The organism is Pseudomonas sp. 7SR1, from assembly GCF_900156465.1.
In the GTDB taxonomy this organism is placed as follows: Bacteria; Pseudomonadota; Gammaproteobacteria; order Pseudomonadales; family Pseudomonadaceae; genus Aquipseudomonas.
On the sequence record NZ_LT707064.1, the window covers coordinates 3,006,770 to 3,021,637 of the forward strand.

At 61.7% G+C, this 14,868-nt stretch carries 17 protein-coding genes; 8 read left to right on the top strand and 9 right to left on the bottom strand.

What is annotated here, in order from left to right; genetic code table 11:
• Positions 1 to 55 precede the first annotated feature (55 nt).
• The 6 genes from BW992_RS13610 to BW992_RS13635 form a co-directional block, all read right to left on the bottom strand.
• The gene (locus tag BW992_RS13610) at positions 56 to 1,396 is read right to left on the bottom strand and encodes a sensor histidine kinase (RefSeq protein ID WP_072394967.1); all 1,341 of its coding nucleotides are present in this window, start codon (positions 1,394 to 1,396) and stop codon (positions 56 to 58) included.
• A 66-nt stretch (positions 1,397 to 1,462) separates the two neighbouring features.
• A complete protein-coding gene (locus BW992_RS13615; protein ID WP_072458727.1) occupies positions 1,463 to 1,906 on the bottom strand; it encodes a Spy/CpxP family protein refolding chaperone in 444 nt (147 codons plus the stop codon).
• A 326-nt stretch (positions 1,907 to 2,232) separates the two neighbouring features.
• On the bottom strand, positions 2,233 to 2,910 hold the full coding sequence (locus tag BW992_RS13620) for a response regulator transcription factor (protein ID WP_072394964.1): 678 nt from the start codon (positions 2,908 to 2,910) through the stop codon (positions 2,233 to 2,235).
• Between the two features lie 7 nt (positions 2,911 to 2,917).
• A complete protein-coding gene (locus BW992_RS13625; protein ID WP_076406408.1) occupies positions 2,918 to 3,328 on the bottom strand; it encodes a translation initiation factor 2 in 411 nt (136 codons plus the stop codon).
• A gap of 212 nt (positions 3,329 to 3,540) precedes the next feature.
• On the bottom strand, positions 3,541 to 3,840 hold the full coding sequence (locus BW992_RS13630) for a YciI family protein (protein ID WP_072394959.1): 300 nt from the start codon (positions 3,838 to 3,840) through the stop codon (positions 3,541 to 3,543).
• 1 nt (position 3,841) lies between these two features.
• Positions 3,842 to 4,438: a septation protein A gene (locus BW992_RS13635; RefSeq protein WP_072394957.1), complete on the bottom strand. Its 597-nt coding sequence runs from the start codon at positions 4,436 to 4,438 to the stop codon at positions 3,842 to 3,844.
• An 87-nt stretch (positions 4,439 to 4,525) separates the two neighbouring features.
• On the opposite strand from BW992_RS13635, the gene BW992_RS13640 reads away from it, so the two are divergent.
• The 6 genes from BW992_RS13640 to rluB all read left to right on the top strand — a co-directional run bounded on the left by BW992_RS13640 (position 4,526) and on the right by rluB (position 9,399).
• Positions 4,526 to 5,383, top strand: coding sequence for a PHP domain-containing protein (locus BW992_RS13640; protein WP_072394955.1), 858 nt, complete (start codon positions 4,526 to 4,528; stop codon positions 5,381 to 5,383).
• 13 nt (positions 5,384 to 5,396) lie between these two features.
• Positions 5,397 to 6,026: an L-threonylcarbamoyladenylate synthase gene (locus BW992_RS13645; RefSeq protein ID WP_072395442.1), complete on the top strand. Its 630-nt coding sequence runs from the start codon at positions 5,397 to 5,399 to the stop codon at positions 6,024 to 6,026.
• Between the two features lie 132 nt (positions 6,027 to 6,158).
• Positions 6,159 to 6,857, top strand: a complete 699-nt coding sequence (locus BW992_RS13650; RefSeq protein ID WP_172834660.1) for a segregation and condensation protein A — start codon at positions 6,159 to 6,161, stop codon at positions 6,855 to 6,857.
• 11 nt (positions 6,858 to 6,868) lie between these two features.
• The gene (gene scpB, locus BW992_RS13655) at positions 6,869 to 7,804 is read left to right on the top strand and encodes an SMC-Scp complex subunit ScpB (protein WP_072432010.1); all 936 of its coding nucleotides are present in this window, start codon (positions 6,869 to 6,871) and stop codon (positions 7,802 to 7,804) included.
• A 45-nt stretch (positions 7,805 to 7,849) separates the two neighbouring features.
• The gene (locus BW992_RS13660; RefSeq protein WP_072394949.1) at positions 7,850 to 8,041 is read left to right on the top strand and encodes a DUF1289 domain-containing protein; all 192 of its coding nucleotides are present in this window, start codon (positions 7,850 to 7,852) and stop codon (positions 8,039 to 8,041) included.
• Positions 8,042 to 8,184: 143 nt separating this feature from the next.
• Complete coding sequence (gene rluB / locus BW992_RS13665) at positions 8,185 to 9,399, top strand: 23S rRNA pseudouridine(2605) synthase RluB (RefSeq protein WP_076406410.1); 1,215 nt, start codon at positions 8,185 to 8,187, stop codon at positions 9,397 to 9,399.
• Between the two features lie 81 nt (positions 9,400 to 9,480).
• Here rluB and BW992_RS13670 read toward each other — a convergent pair whose 3' ends face one another.
• On the bottom strand, positions 9,481 to 10,446 hold the full coding sequence (locus tag BW992_RS13670) for a leucyl aminopeptidase (protein WP_072394945.1): 966 nt from the start codon (positions 10,444 to 10,446) through the stop codon (positions 9,481 to 9,483).
• Positions 10,447 to 10,536: 90 nt separating this feature from the next.
• Entirely contained in the window at positions 10,537 to 10,674 is a 138-nt protein-coding gene (locus BW992_RS27075; protein WP_003178782.1) for a hypothetical protein, read from the bottom strand.
• Positions 10,675 to 11,612: 938 nt separating this feature from the next.
• On the opposite strand from BW992_RS27075, the gene BW992_RS13680 reads away from it, so the two are divergent.
• Both BW992_RS13680 and arfB read left to right on the top strand, forming a co-directional pair.
• Positions 11,613 to 13,028, top strand: coding sequence for an amino acid permease (locus BW992_RS13680; RefSeq protein ID WP_072394941.1), 1,416 nt, complete (start codon positions 11,613 to 11,615; stop codon positions 13,026 to 13,028).
• Positions 13,029 to 13,187: 159 nt separating this feature from the next.
• On the top strand, positions 13,188 to 13,601 hold the full coding sequence (gene arfB / locus BW992_RS13685; RefSeq protein ID WP_072394939.1) for an alternative ribosome rescue aminoacyl-tRNA hydrolase ArfB: 414 nt from the start codon (positions 13,188 to 13,190) through the stop codon (positions 13,599 to 13,601).
• A 21-nt stretch (positions 13,602 to 13,622) separates the two neighbouring features.
• On the opposite strand, the gene BW992_RS13690 is transcribed toward arfB, so the two are convergent.
• Positions 13,623 to 14,822, bottom strand: a complete 1,200-nt coding sequence (locus BW992_RS13690; RefSeq protein WP_076406412.1) for an MFS transporter — start codon at positions 14,820 to 14,822, stop codon at positions 13,623 to 13,625.
• Positions 14,823 to 14,868 lie beyond the last annotated feature (46 nt).

Sequence of the window (14,868 nt, forward strand, 5' to 3'; positions counted from 1 at the left end):
CTCGCCCGACGAGAGCACACTGCGCGGCCACGGATTCGCTGGAATCCTTGCCAGGTCACGGTTGGACAACCGCGCCCGGCACCAACGGCAATTCAAGGCTGGCGATGAACCCGCCCTCGGGGTGATTGGCCAGCACCAGCGCACCACCATGGCGTTCGGCGGCGCGGCGGGCGATGGCAAGGCCCAGGCCATGGCCGGCGGCGGTCTGGCCCGGCGCGCGGTAGAACGGCTCGCCCAATTGCCCCAGGTGTTCGGCTTCCACCCCTGGGCCATGGTCACGCACGCTGATCAGGATCCGCTCCCCTTGGCGCACCGCGCGCATCTCGATCGGTTGCCCGGGCGGGTTGAAGCGCTGGGCGTTGCGCAGCAGGTTGTCCACGGCCCGTTCGATCATGGTCGGCCAGCCCTTGAGGGTCAGGTTCGGCTCAATGTCCAGTTGGACCGTTTGTTCCGGTGAGGCCAGTTGCGCGTCCTTTTGCAGGGCAACCAGCAGGCCGTCGAGGTCTACCTCTTCGGCGCTGGCGTTATCGGCATCGACCCGGGCCAATACCAGGATTTCGCTGATCAGCGCTTCCAGGCGGTCGCATTCGCGTGTCAGGCGCGGCCACAGGTTTTCCCGCTCCTGGGGAGCCGCCCGCTCGGCCAGAGCCAGCGCAATGCGCAGCCGGGCCAGGGGCGAGCGCAGCTCGTGAGAGACATCCCGCAGCAATTGGCGCTGACTGCCGATCAGGCTTTGCAAGCGTGCGCCCATGCGGTTGAAGTCTGTCGCCAGTACCCCGAATTCGTCCCGGCGATTGGCCAGTTTGGCGAGACTGTTCTGCTGATAGGTCGTCTGCCCCAGGTCATGCACGGCACCGCGCAGGCGACTCAACGGGCGAGTGATGGAAAGGGTCACCAGCAGGCTGAACAAGGTCAGCACCACCAGCGCGATTCCCAGGGCGCTCAGCGGCCACAGCAGGCTGCCGCGATGCCAGGCATCCAGCTCGGGGTGGGGGATGCGATAGATGAACAGATACGTGTCGCCGGTCTTGCTGCTGGTGAACTCATCGGTCAGTCGCCGCCAGGGCAGGCGGCGGTCATCGTTGTTCTGACGTGCCTCGAAGGCCGCGGCGCGATGTGGAAAGGTGCCCCGCACCACGGGGTCGCCGCTTTCGTTGAGTACCTGAACGTCGATATGGTACTGACGCTTGCGTTGTTGCAGGATGCCTTGGGCGGCGTCTTCGCCCTGGCTTTCGTAGGTTTGCGTCCATTCTTCGGCCAGGGTGTTGAGGCCCGGATGACGGCTCAGTATCCAGGCGTCCTGGTTCAGCATGTGGCCCATGAGAATCGAAAGCCCTGCCACCAGGGTAATCGCCAGCCAGAAACTGGCCAGGATGCGCCAGAACAATGAACGCACGGTAAATCCTCGAAAACAAAGAAAGCCCAACGGTCATCAACCGTTGGGCCGGGATGCATCAGCGCATTATTGCGCTTTTTGTGGCTGTTGCGCTTTCCAGGCCTTGAACTCAGCCCATTCGGCGCGACGCTCGGCCTGTTTCTTCTGGATCGCGTCGAACTCTTTCTGCTGTTCAGGTTTGAGCAGGCCGCGGATCTGGGCATCGACTTTCTCGTGGCGAGCCTTCACTTCATCCTGCATGGCCTTCTGGTCGGCCGGCGATAGCTTCGCCAGGTACTTCTCGACCAGCTCCCGGCGTTCGTGGCGCTGTTCGCCCATGATCCGACGGATCTGCTGGCGCTGTTCGGGGGTCAGGTCCAGTTGGCTGTACGGACCTTTGTCGTGCATCTGGCCGTGACGCGGGCCGTCCATCGGGCCCATCGGCCCCATCGGACCGGCGCCTTCCGGCATGGCCATGGCGACGGTAGGCAGGGCGGTTGCGAACATCAGAGCGATGAGAGTCTTGCGCATGGTGTATCTCCTTGTCTCGTTCCCGGTCAGTTCCGGATGAGTGCAGATTACGCAGATCAAGGTCAGCGGCGGTCAGCGCAGGGTAAAGCTTGGGTAAAGAGGTCCTGGTGACGGGCTTACAAAACGGTCGAAGCGCAAGCTGTGACAAGCAGATGATTGCGGCGAGGGGATTTATCCCCGTCGGGCCGCGTAGCGGCCCCCCTGTGTTTATCCGATACATCGCAAGGCAGGCACGCCTTGGGAGCGCTTCGCCCCCCACCAGGGATAAAACGCCCTCCCCACAAAGGCATCATGGCCTCGGTCCAGGCAAGGAATCGGTGCAGTGTTCAGAGGCTGTAGTAATAGCCCCGACTGCGCAGGGCAACGATGCGCGGCCGGCCGTCAGGGTGGGGACCGATCTTCTTGCGCAGGTTGCTCACGTGCATGTCGAGGCTGCGGTCGTACAGGGTCAGCTTGCGGCCCAGGGCAATCTGCGCCAGTTCCTGTTTGTCCAGCGGCTCGCCCGGCTGCTTGAGCAGCGCTTCGAGCAGGCGGCTTTCGGATACGGTAAGCGTCTGTTCCTGTTCATCGATGCTGACCACGCCCCGTACCGGACTGAACGTCAGGTCACCCAGTTCGATCTGGCTGGATACGGCGGTGGGGTGGCTGCGGCGCAGCACTGCGCGCAGGCGGGCGGTCAGTTCCCGCGGATCGCAGGGTTTGGCCAGGTAATCGTCAGCGCCCAGCTCCAGGCCGAGGATACGGTCCAGGGGTTCGCCACGGGCCGAAAGCATCAGCACCGGCAGCTCGGGATGATCACTGCGCAATTGCTTGAGCAGTTCCAGTCCGCTGCCGTCGGGCAGCATCACATCCAGTACCACCGCCGCCGGTGCGGTTTCGGCCAGGGCCTTGCGGGCACTCTGACCGTCATGGCAGGCCCGTACCAGGAAACCCTCCTGGCCCAGCCAACTGCCCAGAAGCTCGCACAGCTCCTGGTCATCATCAATCAGTAACAGCTCGCTCATGAATCACTCAATTTAGCCATTGCCGACGTTGTCTACGTCCACCGCTGGCAAAGATACCGCAGAGTACGGCCAATAGCGCTACCCCGGCGCCGATGACGAACCACTGCTGCTGGTCGGTCAGCAGGCGTGGCAGCGGGCTGGCCTGGGCTTCCTTGAGTTGCAGCTTCAGGCGCTGGTTCTCCTGGCGCAAGCGGCTCACCAGGGCGCTTTCACGTTCGTTGTTGGCGTTCTGCAATTGTTGGGTAAGCTCTTCGCGTACTCGCTCGCTGTCCTTCAAGCGTTGCTGCAGTTCGGTGAGCTGGCCGCCTGCGCTCAGGGACAGGGGCGTCGAGTGACTGCCCTCGGTGTGTTCTTCCCCGTGGGCGGGTGTCCCGATTGCCAACGTGATCCATAACAGGCACAACGGACCTTTGCGCATTGCCACTCCTGAATTCCAGTCGAGATTAGACAGAATAGGCTTTGTACGAAAAGTCGCCGAGCGCGTGATCAGGCAAGCCCGTTATCAACGCAGCCAGATCGTCGCGAAGGCACTTTTTGTACAAAGCCCAAGCCTGGGCAGGTTGTCGGCAGGCAAACGAGAATAATGAGCAATTGAGCGCAATGAGCCACCCAGGCTCACTGCGCGAAGGGTCACGGCATGACTTGCTTGAACGGCTTGACCACGACATTGGCGTAGACGCCGGCGGTCACGAACGGATCGGCTTCGGCCCAGGCCTGGGCATCGGCCAGGGAAGGGAACTCGGCCACGATCAGGCTGCCGGTGAAGCCGGCGGCGCCCGGGTCGTTGCTGTCCACCGCCGGGTGCGGGCCGGCCAGCACGACACGACCTTCGGCCTTGAGCTGTTGCAGGCGTTCCAGGTGCTCAGGGCGGGCGGCCAGGCGTTTTTCCAGGGAATTGGCGACGTCGGTGGCAATGATTGCGTAGAGCATGTCAGTCCTCGGTTTTTGGCGTGGTGGGGTCGGCATCGTGCAGATGGCGGGACAGGTAGATACCTTGGCCGACCAGGAACAACAGCGTCATGCCCAGGCTGCCGAATACCTTGAAGTCGACCCAGTATTGCTGGAACGTGAACGCAACGAACAGGTTGGCCGCGCCGCAGAACAGGAAAAAGGCGATCCAGGCGATGTTGAGCCGGGTCCAGATCAGGTCCGGCAGGTTCACGGCGTGGCCCATGATGCGCTTGACCAGCAGGCGATCACCGATGAAGTGGCTGCCGATGAAGGCCAGGGCGAACAGCCAGTTGACCACCGGTGCTTTCCACTTGAGGAAGGTTTCGCTGTGGAAGGCCAGGGTCAGGCTGCCGAAAACCAGGCAGGCGATCAGGGTCAGCCACTGGCTTTTTTCCAGTTTGCGCTGGGACACGAACAGCGCTCCATAGACCACCACGGAGCTGATGATCAGTACCGCGGTGGCGCTGTAGATGCCGCCTACGGTCAATGACTGACCGGCAATGTCGATGGCCCGGGGATCAAGTTTGTAGACGATGAAGAACAGCAGGAGCGGGATGAAGTCGATGAATTGTTTCACAATGGCAGCCAGAAGCAGGATGTGGCGGCATAATAACAAACATCCTTGGCCGCGATAGGGCCAGCTGATTCGAGGTAACACACCCCCGTGAATGTTGATTTGCACTGCCATAGCACGGCCTCCGATGGCGCCCTGGCGCCTGCGGTTCTGGTGGCGCGGGCGTTCGAGCACGGCGTGCGAGTCCTGGCCCTGACCGATCACGACACCCTCGAGGGCCTCGAAGAGGCCCGTGGCGCGGCGACGGCCCTGGGCATGCAACTGATCAACGGCGTCGAATTGTCCTGCACATGGGGTGGGGCGACCATTCACGTGCTGGGCTATGGTTTCGATGTCGACGCACCGTCGCTGGTCCGTGCCATCGCGCAATTGCGCGACGGCCGCTGGCTGCGTGCCGAAGAGATCGGCCGCAAGCTGGCCCTCAAGGGCATGCCTGGCGCCCTGGAGGGCGCGCGGCAGATCCAGCAGGAGCTGGGGGACAGCGGCAACGCACCGGCCCGGCCGCACTTCGCCGACTGGATGGTGCGCGAGGGGTTCGTCAAGGACCGCGCCGACGCCTTCCGCAAATGGCTGGGGGCCGGCAAGCTGGGGGACGTCAAGCAACATTGGCCGACGCTGGAGGAAACCGTCGAAACCCTGCGGGCCGCCGGTGCCTGGGTCAGCCTGGCGCATCCCTGGCATTATGATTTCACCCGTAGCAAACGCCGCCGCCTGATAGCCGACTATATTCAAGCAGGGGGCCATGCCATCGAGGTGGTCAATGGCCACCAGCCGGCCGAACAGGTCGGCAGCCTGGCGATCCTGGCCCGGGAGTTCGGGCTGTTGGTGACCGCCGGCAGTGATTTCCATGGCCCGGGGGGCTGGTCCGAGATAGGCGAGTACCGCCCGCTACCCGAAGATCTGCCACCGCTTTGGTGTAGATTCAAACATGATCCCGTCGCCGTCTGAACAGGTAGAACACGTGAGTCAATTTTTCCAGATTCATCCGGAAAACCCGCAAGCGCGCCTGATCAAGCAGGCGGTGGAAATCATTCGTAGCGGTGGCGTGGTGGTCTATCCCACCGACTCTTCCTACGCCATCGGCTGCCAGATTGGCGACAAGAACGCCGTGGAGCGGGTCAGACGCCTGCGCCAATTGGACGACAAGCACAATTTCGCGTTGATCTGCAGCGATCTGTCGCAGCTGGGCCTGTTCGCCAAGATCGATACCGGTACCTTCCGCCTGCTCAAGGCCCATTTGCCGGGGCCTTACACCTTTATCCTCAACGCCACCCGTGAAGTACCGCGGCTGTTGTTGCACCCGAAGAAACGCACCATCGGCCTACGCGTGCCGAGCCATCCCATTGCCCTGGCCTTGCTGGCGGAACTGGGCGAGCCGCTGATGAGCGTGACGCTGATCATGCCCGGCGAGACCGAGCCGATGACCGATCCCTATGAAATTCGCCAGGTGCTCGAACATCAGGTGGACCTGATCATCGACGGCGGTTTCGGCGGCATGAAGGCCTCTACCGTGATCAACCTGGCCGACGGCGAGCCGCAAGTGGTGCGCGTGGGCTGCGGCGACCCGACGCCGTTCATGGTCGAGGCCTGAATGTCGGCTGTGGAGACCGTGGTGGACACGACCGACAGCCAGGCAGGCGCCCAGCAGGAGCTGCCGTTCGCCATGGTCTATGGCCAGGCGGTCATGGAAATGCCCCTGGACTTGTACATTCCGCCGGATGCGCTGGAAGTATTCCTCGAAGCTTTCGAGGGGCCCCTCGACCTGCTGCTCTACCTGATCCGCAAACAGAACATCAATATCCTCGACATTCCGGTGGCGGAGATCACGCGCCAGTACATGGGCTACGTCGAGCTGATGCAGTCGGTACGCCTGGAACTGGCGGCCGAATACCTGGTCATGGCGGCCATGCTCGCGGAGATCAAGTCGCGCATGCTGCTGCCACGCTCGGCCGAGGTCGAGGAAGAAGAGGACGATCCCCGCGCCGAGTTGATCCGCCGCTTGCAGGAGTACGAACGTTTCAAGGTCGCGGCCGAAGGTCTCGATGGCTTGAACCGGGTCGGCCGGGATGTGGTGGTACCCAAGCTCGATGCGCCAGAAGCGCGGGCGCGCAAATTGTTGCCGGACGTGAGTCTGGAAGAACTGCTGATGTCCATGGCTGAAGTCCTGCGCCGCGGCGATATGTTTGAAAGCCACCAGGTCAGCCGCGAAGCGTTGTCCACCCGCGAGCGCATGAGCGATGTGCTGGAGCGGCTCAAGGGCGGCGGCTTCGTGCCGTTCGTGGAGCTGTTCACCGTCGAGGAAGGGCGCTTGGGAGTCGTGGTGACCTTCATGGCGATCCTGGAACTGGTCAAGGAATCCTTGGTCGAGCTGGTGCAGAATGAGCCGTTCGCCGCGATCCATGTGCGGGCACGAGCCGAATAACGAGCGAATCGATGAATCTGACTGAACCCCGTGAACTGGCGCCCTTGCTTGAAGCTTTCCTGTTGGCTTCGGGAAAGCCGCAATCGATGGAGCGCCTGTTCGAACTCTTCGAGGAAGGCGAGCGGCCGGAGCCGGCCGTGTTCAAGAAAGCCTTGGCGCTGTTGGGCAAGTCCTGCGAGGGACGGGCCTTCGAACTCAAGGAAGTGGCTTCCGGCTACCGCCTGCAGATCCGCGAGAAATTCGCGCCCTGGGTCGGACGCCTGTGGGAAGAGCGACCGCAGCGCTACTCCCGGGCCATGCTCGAAACCATGGCGTTGATTGCCTATCGCCAGCCGATCACTCGGGGCGAAATCGAGGATGTCCGCGGCGTGGCGGTGAACAGCCATATCGTCAAGACGTTGCTGGAGCGTGAGTGGATCCGCGTGGTGGGTTATCGCGATGTACCCGGCAAGCCGGCGATGTTCGCCACTACCAAGGCATTCCTCGACCACTTCAACCTGAAGAACCTGGACGAGCTGCCACCGTTGGCCGAACTGCGTGAGCTGGAGCCCGAACCGGTGCTGGAGTTCGACGACGCCCCCGTGCCTCCAGGTCTGCAGGAACTGGCCGATGCCAGCGCCGAACCGGAGGAGCCCAGGGAAGAAACCAGTTTCCATTCGCTGTTGCTGGAACTGGACACAATGGAAGAAGGCCTCAAGACCGATTTCGATGACCTGCTGCGTGACGGTCCACCGGTAACGGAAGAGGAGGCGCCTGGCATTGAAAGCGAACCCCAGGCCGAACCCGAGCAGGATATCCTTGGCGTGGCCGAAGCCCGGGAGAAGCTGCTGGCTGCCGTGGCCGCCCTTGAACCGCGCGAGCCCGAACCCGAGCTGAGTGAAGAAGAGGCCGAAGCCCGCGCGCTGGCCGAAGCGATCGAAAACGAGCGGCGCCAGCTCGACGACTGATCAGGCTGCATCCCGTCGGAGCGGCAGTGCCAGCAGGAAATGACCATGAGTTCCACTAAAGACCCCTGCATCAGCCTCTGCAAGTTCGACGATGACATCTGCATCGGCTGTGGCCGCAGCAAGCGCGAGATCAAGGCCTGGAAGAAACTCGACAAGGACGACAAGCGCACCGTGCTCGCCGAGGCGGCGTTGCGGCTGATCAGGTTGGGCAGCACCGGTCGGCGGAAAAAGCGTTGACGGTGTATCGATCAGCTAGTCTGTGATGCGCAAACGCCTGAACGGGCGTATGATTCGCGACCCTTTGGCGAACCCTTCGCCGAACGACCCGTTTTCAAAGCGTCAGGCCTGACCTGACCGGAACACACCGGGAGGTGCCCAGCATGAAAGACCAAGACCAGAACGACACCCAGGAAATCGGCCCCGCAGGCGAGAAACTGCAAAAAGTCCTCGCCCGTATCGGCGTCGGCTCGCGCCGCGACGTGGAAGCCTGGATCACCCAGGGCCGGATCAAGGTCAACGGCAAGGAGGCCACCCTGGGCCTGCGCGTCGACTTGCATGACGCCATCACCATCGATGGCAAGGTGATCAAGCGCGAAGAGGCCGCCGAAACGGTGCGCCGCGTGATCATGTACAACAAGCCCGACGGCGAGATCTGCACCCGTGACGACCCGGAAGGCCGTCCGACCGTGTTCGACAAGATGCCGCGCCCAAAGGAAGGCCGCTGGATCAACATCGGTCGCCTGGACATCAACACCACAGGCTTGCTGATGTTCACCACCGACGGTGAACTGGCCAACCGCCTGATGCACCCGTCCTACGAGATGGACCGCGAGTACGCCGTGCGGGTCCGTGGTGAAGTCGACGATGAGATGATCGAGCGCCTGAAGGCCGGCGTGGTGCTGGAAGACGGCCCGGCGCGTTTCACCGACATCAAGCAGGCACCGGGCGGTGAAGGTTTCAACCACTGGTATCACTGCGTGGTCATGGAAGGCCGTAACCGTGAAGTCCGGCGTCTGTGGGAGTCCCAGGGGCTGGTGGTGAGCCGGCTGAAGCGTGTGCGTTTCGGTCCGGTGTTCCTCAACTCCGACCTGCCGATGGGCCGCTGGCGCGAAATGAGCCAGCAGGAAGTCGACATCCTGGCGGCCGAGGTGGGCCTCAAGCCTGTGGCCATGCCGCAGATGACCGCCAAGAGCAAGGACAAGCTGGAGCGGATGCAGCGCAAGTCCTCGCGTCCGATGGGCAAGACCGAACGTGTGCGCACCCTGCGCCCTGCGGCCGATGGCGCAACGGCTCCGCGCGCGCCCCGCGAGCCGCAGCTCGAAGGCGAACGCCCGGCCCGCAAGCCTGGGCCTCGCCAGGACGGCGAACGCGGCCCGCGTACGCCACGTCCGGCCATTGGCCGTACCGAACGTGGCGAAGGTCGGGGCACGCCAGTGGCTGAGCGTCCGGCTGACGTCAAGCGTCCGGCCAAGCCAACCTCGAAGAAACGTCCGGGTATCACCCTGGTTGATCGCGATACGCCGTCTGACAAGCGCCGTGGCGCCCCGGCCGGCAGCGGCCAGCGTCCTGGATTTGGACGTCGCAAACCGGAGTGAGGCCGTTCCAAGCCACACGCGGCATGAAAAAACGCCAACCGTTGGGTTGGCGTTTTTTTTGCCCCACGTGCAACGTTTCTCTTAAAACACGAAGCGCCCGTCGAACATGGGTTCGTTGTCCAGCGCCAGCACACCGCTCTCGAAAATCAGATCCAGGTGATGACTGCCCTTGGCGCCGCCGCCGAGCCCCAGGTGCAGGCCGCAATGACGCTCCTCGAAACCGGCGTTGCGGGCGTAGAGGCTCTTGACCCCTTCGTTGGTGCCGATGCCCAGTTCCTCGATGCGACGGTTGGACGGATTGGCGTCCAGGTACCGGTTGAAATCGTGTTCCAGACCCGGTACGTCGGTGGCGATCTTCCGGATGGTGGAGTCTTCGATCCACAGCTCCAGCGGTGATTGCAGCACACCATACTTGCGCGCGAACGGAATAGTGCTGAGGAAGGTGCCGAGAAATTTTACCTGCCCATTGATGGTGTCGCTGTGGGTGGCGATTTCACCCGGCGCCAGGTCGAAGTTGCCGACGCCGTTGATGTCGGTCCATTTTTTCACGCTGCTCAGGGCAGTGTCGAAATACGAGCCGTGGTCATCCTGGAAACTCAGCGTGGTCGCTTGGGACATGCGCCGGATCAGGTGGCTGTTGAGTCCCGCGATGCGTTGTGGGATGACGCTGAAGGTGTCATAGAAATAATCGCCATAGTCCTTGAACAGCAGCGATTTTCTCCAGTTATCCGCCATCACGCCTTGCAGCGCACGGACAAAGTCCGGACCGTCGGGGCGCGGGTTGGGCAGGGTGGAGGAGTCATAGAAGAAAATGTAGAGGTCGCTTTCGGCAATTGCCTTGGACACACGCTCCGTGGTCTCGAGGTCCAGGCGCATGGCGCTGAACCGCAAAGGCGAGCTGCTTGCTGCCTGTTCGGCGATGGCACCGGTCAGTGCTTCATAGTCAGCGGTGTGGCCGAGTAGCACCTTGGCGGGCTGGATGCCGGCCAGGGCGGGGTGGTGTTCGAGGTAGTAAAGGAAATGTGAGATGGCTCGTTGCGTGTCCATGCTTATTATTCCCTGACAGATTGATTGACTTCCTGACGACCCGAAAAAGTGGCGGAGCCGACCGGCCGGATCACCTCCGCCGGGTCGTGCTTACAGAGGCCACATCGCCGTGCCGAACGGAACGACGGCATCGGCTTGCATCATTTCAACGGCGGCTTCATGGGTTGGCGCTTCAAACCATTCGTCCAGTTGCAGTTCGGTTTCCAAGTCCTTGTCCAGTGCTTGCATAGTGAATCTCCTAGATGACTTTTACGGAAATTTGCGCAGCGTTCCGGTGAGTGAGAACTGACTGGAAGTGGCCTCGCAAAGGCTTGCCGGCAGATGCCTTGGCAAGTCGCTAAAACCTAGTCGAGGGTTTTTTGGAATGCAAAAAAAATTTTTCTATTTTTCGTGAATAAACTTTTTATTCCATTTTCAGTGATTTTTTTACCCTGAAAAAACAGTCACCTGGAAATGTTTTTTAATTAGGAAGCTTCCTACCGTCAATTTGCAGACGTCTTACAAGAAATTCCCATGTGGAAATTTTGCGTTACGCTCTGTAAAGAAATAATGACGAAAAGACGCCGTTCATCCGCCTCCTGACACGGCCTTCAAGGCATGTAAGAAAAAGATTCCAGGGCAGCCGCACGGCGCTCGATCGAAAGGGGTTCCAGTGCTTGTTTCCTCACGGCAGGAAAGGTGAGATGCGCTCCATGCCTGTCGTGCAGGTGCATAACAAGAAGGAGGCGCAATGAACGCCGTAGCTCAACTCCATCCCTTGCGTCGTGGTGTTTCCACGTCGCTCACTTCGAGGGCTCGCAAGGGCCTGGACCTTGATTCGCAGCCGCCCGGGATCTTCGAGGCGGCCTCATGCGATCCCGGCAAATGACACGCTGATCCGGTGGTGTCTGGCAGCAGGGGGTCGGCGGTGTACAATGCGCCGCGTTTTACTGTGACCCTTCGCGTACCCACGCACCTTCAAGGTTATCCGCCTTGTTCACTCCGCCACGCCACAAGCGTGTCGGGTTCGATTTCGTCACAGATAAAAACAAACAGGTGACGCATGACCGTTGTAAGAACGCTGAATTCCTGGTGCCTGCGCTGGGGTTTGATCGGCGCCGCTTGAAATCCGATTCGAGTGGCAACGTCCTGACGAACATCATCAAACCTTGCGTGAGACCTTTTTCATGAGTGGACAAAACTCGCATTCAGGCGAGCTGAAACGCGGCCTGAAAAATCGACACATTCAACTGATCGCCCTCGGTGGCGCAATCGGCACCGGCCTGTTCCTCGGATCGGCGGGGGTGCTGAAGTCGGCCGGCCCGTCGATGATCCTGGGCTATGCCATCTGCGGCTTCATCGCATTCATGATCATGCGCCAGTTGGGCGAAATGATCGTCGAGGAGCCGGTAGCCGGTTCCTTCAGTCACTTCGCCCATAAGTACTGGGGCGGTTTCGCGGGCTTCCTGTCGGGCTGGAACTGCTGGATTCTGTATATCCTGGTGGGCATGTCCGAGCTGACAGCGGTGGGCAAGTACATCCACTACTGGGCGCCGGACATCCCGACCTGGGCCTCGGCGGCAGCATTTTTCATCCTGATCAACGCCATCAACCTGGCTAACGTCAAAGTCTTCGGCGAGGCCGAATTCTGGTTCGCCATCATCAAGGTCGTGGCGATTGTCGGCATGATTGCCCTGGGCAGCTACCTGCTGGTGAGCGGTCATGGCGGGCCGCAAGCCTCGCTGACCAACCTGTGGAGCCATGGCGGATTCTTCCCCAACGGCGTGAGCGGCCTGGTGATGGCGATGGCGATCATCATGTTCTCCTTCGGTGGCCTGGAAATGCTCGGCTTTACCGCCGCCGAAGCCGACAAACCGAAGACCGTGATTCCCAAGGCCATCAACCAGGTGATCTACCGGATCCTGATTTTCTATATCGGTGCCCTGGTGGTGCTGTTGTCCCTGACCCCCTGGGACAGCCTGTTGACCACCCTCAACGCCTCCGGCGATGCCTACAGCGGCAGTCCGTTCGTACAGGTGTTCTCGATGCTGGGCAGCAACACCGCGGCGCACATCCTCAACTTCGTGGTGCTGACCGCCGCGTTGTCGGTGTACAACAGTGGCACCTATTGCAACAGCCGCATGCTGCTGGGCATGGCCGAGCAGGGAGACGCGCCTGCCATGCTGGCCAAGATCGACAAGCGTGGCGTGCCGGTGCGCTCGATCCTTGCCTCGGCGGCGGTGACCCTGGTGGCGGTGTTGCTCAACTACCTGATTCCGCAACACGCGCTGGAGTTGCTGATGTCCCTGGTGGTCGCGACCCTGGTGATCAACTGGGCGATGATCAGCTACTCGCATTTCAAGTTCCGCCAGCACATGAACCAGGCCCGCCAGACACCGCTGTTCAAGGCGCTGTGGTATCCCTACGGCAACTACATCTGCCTGGCGTTCGTGGTGTTCATCCTGGGCGTGATGTTGCTGATCCCCGGTATCCAGATCTCGGTCTATGCGATTCCGGTGTGGGTGGCGTTCATGTGGGTCTGCTACCTGGTCAAGAACAAGCGCAGTGCCAGGCAGGAATTGGTCGTGGCGCCTGCCAAGTAAGCACGAAACCCTGTGGGAGCGAACTCGCTCGCGATGGTGGGTCAGCAATATCAAGGGTGACTGACACACTGCAATCGCGAGCAAGCTCGCTCCCACAGGGTTAGGCGTTGTCTGGGGTATTCGGGGTATCCTGAGCGTCCTGATACCGGACCCTTTCCCATGCTGGTGATTTCCAACACAGTGCACATTCCGGACGCCGAGATCGAATTGACGGCCATCCGTGCCCAGGGCGCCGGCGGGCAGAACGTCAACAAGGTGTCCAGCGCCGTGCACTTGCGCTTCGACATTCCGGCCTCGTCCTTGCCCGAGTTCTACAAGGAACGGTTGCTGGCCCTGCGTGACAGCCGCATTACCGGCGACGGTGTGCTGGTCATCAAGGCCCAGCAGTACCGCACGCAGGAACAGAACCGGGCTGACGCCCTGGCGCGCCTGACCGAACTGATTCTCGGTGCCATCAAGGTGGAGAAGAAGCGTCGCCCGACCAAACCGACCCTGGGCTCCAAGACCCGTCGCCTGGAATCCAAGACCCGTCGCGGCTCGATCAAGGCCGGGCGCGGTAAGGTGGACTTCTAATGGGATAATAGAGGTAGCCCACTAGATTCGCTCCCGTTCCTCGCGATACCTCGGCGCCTGTCGGTACAGATAGATGCTCAATGCCAGCCCGCCCAGGGCCGCCAACGCAGCGAACAGAAAGATCGAGGCAAAGCCAAAACCCGCGGCAATGGCCCCAGCCAACGGTCCGGTGATCCCCAGCGATAAATCGATGAACAGCGAATAGGCACCCACCGCCGCGCCGCGGCTGGAAGCCGGTACCAGGTTGACCGCTTCCACCCCCAGGGCCGGAAATACCAGGGAAAAGCCGAACCCGCTCAACGCCGCGCCCGCCAATGCCCAATGGGCATCGGGTGCCAGCCACAACAGCAGCAGGCCCAGGGTCTCCACCGACAGGCAGGCAATTGCCACGCGGAAACCGCCCAGACGGTTGATCAGGTTGCCGAACAGCAAGCGTGCCCCGATGAAGCAGGCGCCGAACAAGCTCAGGCACAACACTGCGTTATCCCAATGTTGCGTCGCGTAATACAGCGTGATGAACGTTGCGATGGTGCCAAAGCCGATGGAGCCCAAGGCCAGGCCGCTACCATGCGGCAGGACGCGTCCCAGCACATGCACGAAGGGCAGCCGTTCGCCAGCGACGATGGGCGCGGCGGTTTTCGGCCAGGCCAATGCCACCCCCAGCACCGCCAGCAGGATGATGCTGACGCCCATGCTCCAGAGGCCCAGGGACTTGACCAACCACACCCCCAGCGGGGCGCCAATCGCCAGCGCGCCGTAGCTGGCGATGCCGTTCCAGGAAATCACCTTGGCGGTATTCGCCGCGCCGACCCGGCCGATGCCCCAGCCAATCGAGCCCGAACCTACCAGGCTTTCCGCGCTCCCCAGCACCAGGCGCCCGATGAGCAGGCTGATCAGGCTCAGGGTCGGCAACTCATGGGGCCAGGCGGATACCAGCATGAATACACCGCTCAGCCCGCACCCGGCAAGGCCGAACATGACGGCGCGCTTGCTGCCGAGGTTGTCGATGATTCGACCGGCGTAAGGACGGCTGAGGAGTGTCGCCAGGTACTGGACGCTGATCACCAGCCCGGCGATGACCGCGCCGAACCCCAGCTCGCCGTGGACGAAACCGGGCAGCACGGCCAGGGGAATGCCGATGTTCAGGTAGCCAATGAAGGTGAACAGGACGATGGAAACGACTTGCAGCGTGACCGCCAGGGGGCGCTGGGAATCTGACATGGGGAAAGGGTCCACGGAACAGCGAAATAGATAGGCTGCTTATGAT